Raw genomic sequence first — 10899 nt, forward strand, 5'->3', positions numbered from 1 at the left:
TCCGTATCGGCTACAAAAACTCAAAGGGTCTAGGCCAAGTCGGTTTGGGCCCTGCCCCTTCCACGGTATATTTTGTTATCTAAAGATGCTCATACCAACGCTTTGTCATCACTCTGCGAATTTTATCTACTTTGATACCCATCTCATCAAAATGATAGCTCTCGGCAACTTGAGGCCAGAGATCATCAAGATGCGGATTGAGCCTCTCAATGAAGTGCTCTCTTTCGAGTTGCGAGAGGGCAGCGATCTCTTTTTTACGTTCCAGTGCATGCTTGGGGTCTCGATATTCTTCGAAATAAACGAGCCTGTCTGTTTTGGTTTTCCAAGTTTGGCCGCGCCGGTATTGTTCTCGAGCACGATAGACGCTGGCAAGCAAGTTGGGTGTAGTGCAGATTTTCATTCTGGCATTGTACTTATTGGCCAGAATATATAAGTAGGTGCGTGCCAAAATACGATTCCTTGTGTTGGCTGGCGACTTCGCTAAGCGAGCTATTAAAGCCTTCAATAATGAAGCACGAATGAGGTTAATCCTTAACCTCATTCTGAGCTTAGATATTACCAGTTACTTAAAACGACGCTCAAGACAAACAATTGTTTTTACTCGAACTAGGGTCTATGCCACACTGGTCTAATAAAAAGGAACACGGTTTCAATTCGGCCGTTTTTGATGAGATAATCTATGTGACGAGCTCGACACTTTTATTGTCCTTGACTATATTCGTTGTCATATAAAAGCAAGCGCATACTCACTTACACCAGAGCGATTGGCTGGACGTGACTAGGGACAAGCAGGACGTGCTGAACAATTTACTATTTTTACCCCGCTACCAAAAACGATTGGTATCTCTTTTAATCGATTCGATTTCACTTCCGCTTGCCATCTGGTTGGCGTTTAGTTTGCGCTTAGATGCGTTTTACATTCCCGACTCTTGGCAGATAGCAACGGTCATGTCACTGACTGTTCTTTGTAGCTTGTTCTGTTTTATCAAGCTCGGTTTGTACCGCGCGGTTATCCGATATATGAGTAATCATGCGATGCGTGCGGTATTGGGCGGCGTGACGATTTCTACGCTGGTGTTGGCTCTTTCAGCCTTTTTTTTGAACGCAGAGATGCCGCGCTCTGTCCCCATTATCTATTGGTGTTTGGCGCTGGTGTTCGTCGGGGGCTCAAGAATGACTGCGCGCTCGTTAGTGCATAACTCCATTGTTCGCACTAAAGAGAGAGTGATTATCTATGGCGCTGGTAAGTCGGGCTTGCAGTTAAGTTCGGTGTTGTTTCATAGCAAAGCCATGCAGCCGATCGCGTTTGTTGACGATGATGAAAGTTTGCATGGGCAAGATTTAAACGGGGTTCGAGTATATAGCCCTGCAGCATTACCCAAAGTATTGGCAAAATATGGCGCGAAACGCGTGTTATTGGCTCTTGGGCATGCTCCGCGGTCTCGGCGAAGTTTAGTGATTCGTTTTCTTGAGCAATACCCTGTTGTGGTTCAAACCATCCCGGATATTACCGACGTCGTTTCTGGCAAAGCCAAGATTGAGGAAATTCGCGATGTGGATATTGAGGATTTGCTCGGCCGGGACGAGGTTTCTCCTGATCGCGAGTTGCTTGCAGATTGCATCACCAAAAAATCGGTTCTTGTGACCGGGGCTGGAGGCTCAATTGGCTCAGAATTATGCAGACAGATTGTACGTCTTTCACCATCAAAACTTATTTTGGTCGACTCTTCCGAGTTTGCTTTGTATGAGATTGAGCGTGAGTTAAAGCACTACATTCATAAGAAAGGTCTGGGCGTTGAGTTGCGGGCGGTCGTAGGGTCTGTGCAAAAGCAAGGCCGCATGACTCAGGTGATGAAAAGCTTTCAAATCGAAACGGTGTACCATGCCGCAGCTTACAAGCATGTTCCTTTGGTTGAGCAAAATGTGATCGAAGGCGTTCGTAACAACGTCTTTGGCACCTGGTATTGCGCTGAAGCTGCGATCAAAGCGCAAGTGGAAACGTTCGTGTTGATATCGACTGACAAAGCGGTAAGACCGACCAATGTAATGGGCGCGTCGAAGCGGCTGGCTGAGTTGGTGTTACAAGGTCTGTCCAAGCGTCAAAATACGACGCGGTTTTGTATGGTGCGCTTTGGAAATGTTCTCGGCTCGTCTGGTTCTGTAGTACCACTTTTTCGAGATCAAATTAAAAAAGGCGGGCCGGTCACAGTAACTCACCCAGAAATTACACGATATTTTATGACGATTCCTGAGGCCGCGCAGCTGGTTTTACAGGCGGGTGCTATGGGTGAGGGCGGTGATGTCTTTTTGCTGGATATGGGTGAAAGCGTCAAAATTAGCGATTTGGCTAAAAAACTCATTCGCCTAATGGGGCTTGAGGTCAAAGATGAGGAGAACCCCGATGGCGATGTCGAAATTGAGTACACTGGGTTACGCCCTGGCGAAAAACTCTACGAAGAGCTGTTAATTGGCAACGAACCTATGAAGACGGCGCATTCACGTATTATGCGAGCTCGAGAGGTTTCTCTGTCTTGGGATGATGTGAAAGTACTTTTAGATCGAATCGATGAGGGCAGTAAGGATTTTGATTGTGAAGCCGTTCGAAATCTTTTGATAATGGCTCCCTTGGATTACAAGCCTGCCGAGCACATCAGCGACTTAGTATGGAATAAAACGTACACAGATATGCCGCCCGTATTGCCTCGCGACATACCGATGCCTGCAAATCAGTCTGAAGACGAGGGCAAGGCTAAAGGAAGCGCGCTCGCGACAGCGCGCTCGAGTGCTGATAAACCCCTCTAAGCTTTACACTCTCACGAGAAGCACATCGCAGTCAGCCAGATTCAGTATTCGATGTGCTGTCGAACCAAGTAATCGTTCAAGACCATGGCGTGCATGACTGCCCGCAATAATCAGGTCAGCATCAACTTCTTTGGCTTGATCGAGAATCTCTTGCGCTGCAAAACCATAGCGCATCGTGAGGGTGCTAGGGTCAAGGCCCGCTGAGTCAATCATGGGTTTTAGATAATTCGCTGCAGATGCACTGAGCTCCTCTTGATCAATTGGTGGGGGGACTTGTCCGGGCATTCCTACCCAATCGACAGCAATGATATCAATCACCACGTGCAGCAAATGTAGCGTCGCGTTGCCTTGCGCATCCGCCAATCTTTTTGCACGCTTTAAAACGGCGTCGCTTTCCTTGCTACACTCGAGTGCAACGAGGATGTTTTGGTATTCCGGCATAGTGCTTTCCCTCCAGTCCTTCTTTGCTTTTTGTTTCGACTCTGGTTCTCCCTGCGTATATCGGACAGAGACTGAACGTGCTTTCGCGAGTCGGCGAAGTAATTCATTTCTGCAATTCGCTTTAGTGTAGGAGCAACATCAAGAGTTTTGCTTGATGTGCATCAATCTTTTTTGCATGAGCGGGCATATCGCTTGTCTTTATAAAATGATGGCAAAAGTAGCCAAGCAAATGAGCTCATTTACCTGCTGAACTACACCAAGAGAATGAAGTTTGTTTTGGGTTCGGCGGTTTTTTGTATATTCAAATATACACCATGTTGCGGTCATCATCGGAAGCAGTATCAGAGAATAATGCGGTCGATGGCTAAGCTCGATAAGTAGTCCGAGAGGCACCAAAGCGAGAAGTCCTGAGAGCGCGATTAGTGACAAGGACCAAGGCGTATTTCTAGCCGAGCTTTTGTCCTCCGGTGTGAAATAAACCAAGGTGGCGGCCATTAATCTGCTCAACGAATGTGTACACATAAAAATCAAAACGACTACAGACATCTCATCTCTCAAATAGCCATTCAAGAAGAATACGTCGTCGATCAGGGAGGCCTTTAAGAGGATAACAAGCAGCAGGCCCAATGTGCCGTGTGTACCTAGCCGCACTCTTGCAGATGGCGTGTTTTGTTCATCGTTCGCGAAATCATCACAGCTGTGTGCCAAGCCTTTTTCATGTATCGCGCCAGTGAAAAGAATGGAAACAATTATCGCAAGCAGAGAGGCGGTGAACGTAGAGAAGTATTGAGCGCAGTAGTAAAAACAGAGCCCCGCAAGAGCGCCGCTTATCAAGCCGATCAATGGAAGATGCACGACAGCTTTTCTTATGTAGCGAGGACTTGGCTGGCTAGCGCAACGTCCGCCTGTCGAATCTGATTTTCCGACGCGGCCCGAAATGCAGGTAAATAGGTCTAACGTCGCCTTAATATGTTTGAGCATGGAATCGATAGGGCGCGGGATGGTCATTTCGATTTGATTTGCGAGTATGAATTCACAATTTTCGTGCCTGTATTGGTTTCAGTTGACGTTCGTTGACACTTTTTGTGATCAGTCTAGCGCGTTCTGAGCGTTGGTTCTAATTCAGTGTCGTTACGTGATGTTACAATTTCTGAACTAATTTTAAGAATCTCTCGTGAACCCAGAATAACAAGTCTTATGAAGCCGAACATGATGTTGTCTCGATTTTTTTTGATCTGCAGCTTTATTGTATTAACTGCTTGTGGGAGCAGCTCAGAAGAGGCGCCTTCACCTGAAACAGAAGTGCTTTCAGACGTCTCTTATACACTAAACGGGCAAGCTTTTGGTGTCTCAGAGCCTATTCAACTTCGTTATGGCGACAACCTGATTGAGGTGACCGGTGATGGCCGATTTACCTTTCCAGAAAAGTTTAAGACAGGAGACTCTGTCGCACTAAGCATTGTCACGCAGCCGAAGCATTATTCCTGCTCCATTCAAAATGCCGACCTTACATTCGACTCGTCGAGCATTTCTAATGTAGAAATTCGCTGTTTGCGTGATGCTTATAGTATTGGCGGTGGCGCTTTTGGCGTGGATGGGCATGTGACTCTAGCATTGGGAGATGAGCGCTTAGCCTTGAGTGGGGATGGACCGTTCACATTCCCATCTTTGCTTAAAAAAGGCTCTGAGTATTCTGTTTCTGTTGTGGATACTTCTGTTGGCCTCGTCTGTGATGCGCGCTTGGCCTCTGGCGTGGTTGAAGGACAAATTACTTCGATACGAATTCTTTGCGGGGATGGCACCGAACCCCAGTTGCCCCAATACTTTTTAGCTGGAAAAGCCTTTCTTATCGATCCCGACGATGGATCTCTTCAGCCAATCTTAGATGCGTTTCCTCTCGAGTTGCTCGAGGAGGATGGTAGTCAGACGCAGAGGCTAACCGTTTCAGGTAATGATTTCGTTCTACCTGATCTTTTTGAAGCAGGAGAGAGTTTCAATATCCAGATAGCATCCCATCCCGAAGGGTATGTTTGCGACATTAATAGCGAGAAGGGAAGCTTTAATGGGGGAGACATCAACAACGTTCGAGTGTTGTGTGAAGAAGGCTATTCTTTAGCGGGAAGTATTCGTGATCTAAACGGTAGTTTGAGCTTCAAACTTGGCAATCAAGTTGTCAATGTGTCCTCGACAAACCCTGATGAGTTCGTCGAATATGCATTTGATAAAAAATTTGTCGCAGCGAACGCAATTAGCTTTGAATTCTTACAACAGCCTCTAGATCAGGAATGCAGCGTTTCTGCTCAACCATGGGCCTCAGACATTGGTCTGGATAGTGATCGGACTGATATCAATATCTCTTGTGAATATATAGCTCATCTACTTGGCGGTGCAGTTTCGGGTTTAGACGGTGAAGTTCGCATAGCTGTTGAAGAACAAGAGCTGACTCTAACCGAAGATGGCGATTTCGTATTTGCGAGACGTGTTTCTGAGACCGATGAGCTAAACGTTCGTGTTGTCTCAGATCCTGTGCAACAGACTTGTTCACTTACACCGGTTGAGCTCGAGTTGATGGAGGACAAAGCCTCTGCTTTATCGGTGTCTTGTCGAGACACTTTTTATGATTTGCAGGTTCCAATCAATGGTCTGAGTGGATTTCCCGTTCAGTTGCGTCTCGAAAGTAGCCGTATTGAGCCGGTAGAGTTCTCGACAGACTCTTCGTTTCCGGGCGTACTAACGCTACCCAAAGGTGCGCAAGTTGAGCTTTCAATTATTGGTGGGGTACCCAGCGGTTCAATTTGCGAATTGAGTGCTTCTTCCGTATCGATGTTTTCTGATCAAACTGTAGAGCTAAACTGTCGGCCCGCGGCTTATAGAGTGTCTGCCATCGTGAGTGGTTTGGTGGGAGAGCTAGAGCTAGGTTTAGGTGATCAGGCGACAAGAACCCTGATCTCGGATGGGGCGGTCGAGTTTGGCGAACAAATCGAGGACGGTGCATCTGCGCAGGTTCTTATTGTTACTCAGCCAGACCATCAACGTTGCGAGGTGAACCCTGAAACGCTGGTTGTCACGCAAGGCTCGGTATCAGTTGAAGTAGCTTGTCGCTACAGCCATCATCTTGTAAGCGGGGCGGTAGAAGGCTTAAGTGGCGAGATCACTCTCCGCTCGGGTGAACAAACCGTGGTTGTGACGGGCAATCAACCTTTTGCCTTTGCAGATCGAGTGAGCGAAGACGCACCTTTAAATATCTCCGTTGATGCGGTCGCTGAACACCATCGCTGCTCCGTTTCTGGAAATGGTATTGCGCTTACTGGTGATTATGATCAGGTTTTGGTGTCGTGTGTTTATGGTTCATCTATCGCCGGTTCAATATCGACTCCTGATAATTTAACGGCAGACAGTGATTTAAATGACGAACGTGCACCGGAGATACCAAACAACTTGTTTGCTGAAGCGCAGCGGATAAATGGCTTTGCGGCGGTGCAGGGTTTTGTATCTGCGAGTGTGACTTCGATTGATCAAGGGCGCTTTGCGGAGCGCACAGATAAAGAAGATATCTTCTTCACCCATCTTGAGAAAGGCCAAACACTTGCGCTGCGAGGGACGCCAACAGACAAAGATGTCACGCTATTCGATTTAGATTTGGAACTCTTTAAAGAATCAGAAGCACAAGATGGTTTAGCGAATATTGTCCCGGTAGGTAAGTCTTATAATGCAGGAGCGCAAGAGCAAATCGTTGTGCCTGAAACGGGGCGCTACTATATTCGAGTGCTCGCTGAAGAGGGTGCGGGAACCTATGCTTTGGAAACGCAGGCGGTAAGCTCCAGCTCGTTAAATAGTTCGGGTGTTTATGATTTTGCGGAGCAGCAGGCGATTCTCAACCTTGATACATCAGACAAACGTTTTCGAACATACGCTGCATCACTGGGCGGGTCGGTTGATCACTTTGATCTCAGCCGTGCTTCGCTTTTGTCCCTAGACTCCGAGCACCTTCCAGATTTGTCTCCTGCCGACCTAGAGCTTGCTGCTATTAACCCCGAAGGTATGGAAGACTTACTCACGTTGCGGCGTATCAAGGAGCTTTCATTAAGAGCGGATGTGCGGATTGTAGAACCCAACTACGTGCGTCAACCGATGTTGTTAAGTGGCGAGCCGTTGCAGCAATATCAGTGGGAGCACGAGCGAATCAATTTGCCTCAGGCCTGGGATATCACTACTGGCGGCCCTGCGGCATTATCAGATGGAACATTTAGAGACGTGATCGTCGCGGTGTTGGATACCGGCATCCAGTCAAACCAAGAAGAGTTTGCTGGTAAGTTGGTTCAAGGGTACGACTTTGTGTCTGATCCGGGTTTAGCGATTGACGGCACCGGTATCGATGATGATCCAGAGGAGATTGCTGGGGTAATGCAGCCTTCTGATGCTTGGCATGGAACCTCCGTTGCTTCTATCATCGGCGCAAATTCGCAGAATGGCTTAGGGATGGCTGGTGTTTCTTGGGGCGGGAAAATCATGCCTGTTCAGGTTGCGAATAAAGAGGGTTTGTATAGTGATTATGATATTGCCAACGCTCTCAGGTATGTCAGTGGCTTAGATAATGTAAGTGGGCAAACGCCGTCTCAACGCGCAGACATTGTTAACATGAGCTTTGGCGGAGAGGCTTTTAGTATGTCGATGCTCGAAGCCATCGATGCGGCAAGAGCTGAGGGCCTTATATTGGTTGCTGCATCTGGAAATGAATACTCTTATGTTGTGAATTATCCAGCATCTAATCACGGTGTGATTTCAGTCGGTGCGACGGACTATCAAGGCAGCAAGGTCGCCTATTCTACCTACAATGAGTTTGTCGATGTGGTTGCGCCTGCCGGAATCTCTGACTTGAGCGATGGCGCCACAGATTTAGATCGAGATGGATATCTCGATGCAATTATGCGGGTTGATGGGAGCCCCACAGGCCTCACGTTGCCAGACGGCAAACCCTCGGGTTACTCTCCATCTCAAGGCACCTCGTTTTCTGCACCGGTTGTCTCTGGCGTTCTGGCACTTATGAAGTCTGTGTATCCTGATCTGACCCCTGCACATGTAGACTCCTTGTTAGCGTCCGGCGCACTCACTAATGATATTGGCCCTGATGGGCGGGATCCGTATTTTGGGCACGGTATGATTGACGCTTTTAAAGCCGTCAGTATTGCACAACAAATTGCTGCTGATCCGGCTAATATCGCGCCAAAAGTTCCGGATTATCGTGTTTCTGATAGGGAGTTTAGGTTTACTCAAAGTGCGATTGCGGGCGAGCTAAGCATTAGCAACTCAACGGAGTATGGATCAATCGCATCTGTCACCAGTGACCAGTCGTGGTTGTCGATCGAACAAGTCATTGAAGAGCTTGATCCGGCTGACGAGCCTGAACTGCCGTCTGTGACTCGATATCGGTTGAGTGTAGATACGCGAAATCTGTTTGACACAGCCTACTTCGCAACGATTTCGGTTACCGATAGCGAAGGCACTGTTCAATACATTGGCGTTTCGCTTGAGTTGCAAAATATTGATGGTCAGCAATTTGATGCCCCAATGTACGTGCAGTTTTATAACGGCAATGGCTTGGCTAACCAGGTCGATGCGCAAGCGGTCGGGCAGGGAATTTGGTCTTATCAGGTAGAAGGTTTACTGCCTGGGGCCTATGAGGTTGTTGTGCAATCCGACCTTGATAAGAACGGACAGCTTTGTTCTGTTGGTGAGCTTTGCGGGATTGAATCGATCGATCTGGATCTTGAGGATGTCTCAGGCTTGGATGTGGTAACGGAGCTTCAGATAGTAGAGCAGCCTTAACTAGGCTTGCTCTGACTTACCACCGAAACTTATCAAAGTTTTGTGGATTGGCCCAAAAACGCGCGTTATTCCACTCGCGCTTCTTATTGTAGTTGGCAATGTCGTATGTATAGGTGGCTAAGCCGCTTTCTATCGATTCCCGTTTGAATCCAAGCCCGATCATTTCATTAAAGCCAAGCGCTGCCTTACTCGATAGCAGGGCAATGATCTGTGCGTTTAACACATTTCGCAGCTGGCCGATGACTTGTGTTGCTCGTTCACGATCCAGCGTTTCGATGTCCTCAGCGACGATCACCATGTCAATGTGCTGAACTAGAGGGCTAAGATGCTCGGAGAAGGTTTCAAGTGGCATTGCTTCTAGGTCTAGAGATGTGAGGGTGCAAGCCGGCTTAGATGCTTTTAGAAGAGGGTAGAGTTTGCTAGAAATGACGAGTAAGTTGCTTGGCTTTAGATCTGCAACGAGTCCCATTATTTGCTCTAGCTGATTGCGCGTCTTTTCATTCATAGTGGTTTTTTCTGTTTTGTTGGGCGAATGGATCAGTGCTTACTCTATTTACTGCGCCTTTGCATTGATCTCTAGTCGACGGATTTTAGGGACAAACACAAAACAAACCGAGAGGGCGCAAACCGCTGTCAGCACCCAGATTGTATCCAGCGTGACGGACGTGGCGAGAGCTTGTCGCTCACCAAGGTTTAAAACAGCGCCCCCTACACCGGATATTAAGCCAATGCTGAGAGAGCTGATAATTCCCAGTGAGGTTGACGTAGCCCCTTCTGTACCTTTTTGCGTGCTCGCCATGGCCGCAGTGACGCAGGTGTTGAAGGCCATACCCGAGCCGAAAGCGGCAACGGCCATCGCAAGATACAGCATGGCAAGCGACATCGTCGTGGGTCCATTGAACTCGCTATTTTCGGGGAAGTGGTTGCTGGCAATAAAAAGAAGCGTACCTATTAAAAACATCCCAAAGCCTATAGCAAGCGATGTCGATGCGTTTAACCTAGCACTGATTTTCGCCTGCAAAAAGGAAGCGAGACACCACGTACAGGCGCCAACGCCAATTAAAATCCCTGTATCGACCGCATCCATATCATGGATCTTAGTGGTGGCAATCGGGAGAAAAATCTCTAACCCGTAGAAGCAAATAAAGACAATTCCATGCACAACCAGCACCAAGGTCAGCATGTTTGAAAGCGAAAAGAAGTTGTCTGGCATAAGAGCAAGAAACGGCCTGCGCATAAGCCATAGGCCGGGGATGAGCAATACCCACTGCCACGACAATGCCTGGTTGCTAACATACAGAATGAGAGCGCAAAGAGACGCCAGCCAAAGTGCCGAATGTATTTTGTTTACTGATGGTAGGCTTTGCTGTTCGTTTACGGATTTGTCGAGCCGTTTAAGTCTCGGGTAGAGCAGAGCAGCAGCGACTAGGAGAATCGGGATTTGGCTTAGAAAAATCCAGCGCCAATCTAGATGATCGACAAAGTAGCCACCGATTATAGGGGCGAGTAGCGAAGGTACAATCCAAGCCACATCGAGTACCGCAATCATTTTTGGTCGCTGCAGCGGCTCGTAGGCTAGGTTAATTGTGGCGAAAGCGACAGTCCAAGAGATGCCGCCGCCAAGACCTTGTAAAGCTCTTCCGATCATCAATGCTTCCATGGATTGAGCAAAGCCAGCAAGCACTAAACCAAAGCCAAATGCGACATAGCCGATAAGGAATATACGCAAAGGGCCCCGACGGTCTGTATCTTGTCCTGCCCAAACAACGCCGATGAGTGTCGTAAGTAGATAGCTCGCAAATGCGAGGCCATACCATTCAAAGCCATTCA

General features: G+C 47.9%; 7 protein-coding genes. 2 read left to right on the plus strand and 5 right to left on the minus strand.

The features are described 5' to 3' along the window. Positions 1–79: 79 nt before the first annotated feature. Positions 80–448 carry a hypothetical protein gene (locus A3751_RS06105; RefSeq protein ID WP_068491227.1) on the minus strand — a complete coding sequence of 123 codons (369 nt, stop codon included), beginning with the start codon at positions 446–448 and terminating at the stop codon, positions 80–82. Positions 449–795: 347 nt separating this feature from the next. Here A3751_RS06105 and A3751_RS06110 point away from each other — a divergent pair, with 347 nt between their 5' ends. After that, a complete protein-coding gene (locus A3751_RS06110) occupies positions 796–2802 on the plus strand; it encodes a nucleoside-diphosphate sugar epimerase/dehydratase (RefSeq protein WP_068453415.1) in 2007 nt (668 codons plus the stop codon). A 3-nt stretch (positions 2803–2805) separates the two neighbouring features. Here A3751_RS06110 and A3751_RS06115 read toward each other — a convergent pair whose 3' ends face one another. Together A3751_RS06115 and A3751_RS06120 are read right to left on the minus strand one after the other, a co-directional pair. Further along, positions 2806–3243, minus strand: a complete 438-nt coding sequence (locus A3751_RS06115; protein ID WP_068453417.1) for a universal stress protein — start codon at positions 3241–3243, stop codon at positions 2806–2808. A 198-nt stretch (positions 3244–3441) separates the two neighbouring features. Then, a complete protein-coding gene (locus A3751_RS06120; RefSeq protein ID WP_068453419.1) occupies positions 3442–4251 on the minus strand; it encodes an adenosylcobinamide-GDP ribazoletransferase in 810 nt (269 codons plus the stop codon). A gap of 201 nt (positions 4252–4452) precedes the next feature. On the opposite strand from A3751_RS06120, the gene A3751_RS06125 reads away from it, so the two are divergent. After that, positions 4453–9069 (plus strand): S8 family serine peptidase, encoded by a 4617-nt coding sequence (locus A3751_RS06125; RefSeq protein ID WP_197466205.1) that lies wholly within the window; start codon positions 4453–4455, stop codon positions 9067–9069. A 16-nt stretch (positions 9070–9085) separates the two neighbouring features. Here the strand turns inward: A3751_RS06125 and A3751_RS06130 are convergent, their stop codons facing one another. Then, entirely contained in the window at positions 9086–9574 is a 489-nt protein-coding gene (locus A3751_RS06130; RefSeq protein WP_068453422.1) for a DUF6231 family protein, read from the minus strand. Between the two features lie 48 nt (positions 9575–9622). Next, positions 9623–10899 (minus strand): MFS transporter (locus A3751_RS06135; protein ID WP_068453424.1); only part of this gene is annotated, 1277 nt, incomplete at its 5' end.

It is taken from the genome of Oleiphilus sp. HI0080 (assembly GCF_001635135.1).

Excerpts from the sequence above, each read along its gene's own strand:
- A3751_RS06120 (WP_068453419.1), bottom strand. The coding sequence starts at position 4,251 with ATGACCATCCCGCGCCCTATCGATTCCATGCTCAAACATATTAAGGCG.
- A3751_RS06115 (WP_068453417.1), bottom strand. The coding sequence starts at position 3,243 with ATGCCGGAATACCAAAACATCCTCGTTGCACTCGAGTGTAGCAAGGAA.
- A3751_RS06125 (WP_197466205.1), top strand. The coding sequence starts at position 4,453 with ATGATGTTGTCTCGATTTTTTTTGATCTGCAGCTTTATTGTATTAACT.
- A3751_RS06130 (WP_068453422.1), bottom strand. The coding sequence starts at position 9,574 with ATGAATGAAAAGACGCGCAATCAGCTAGAGCAAATAATGGGACTCGTT.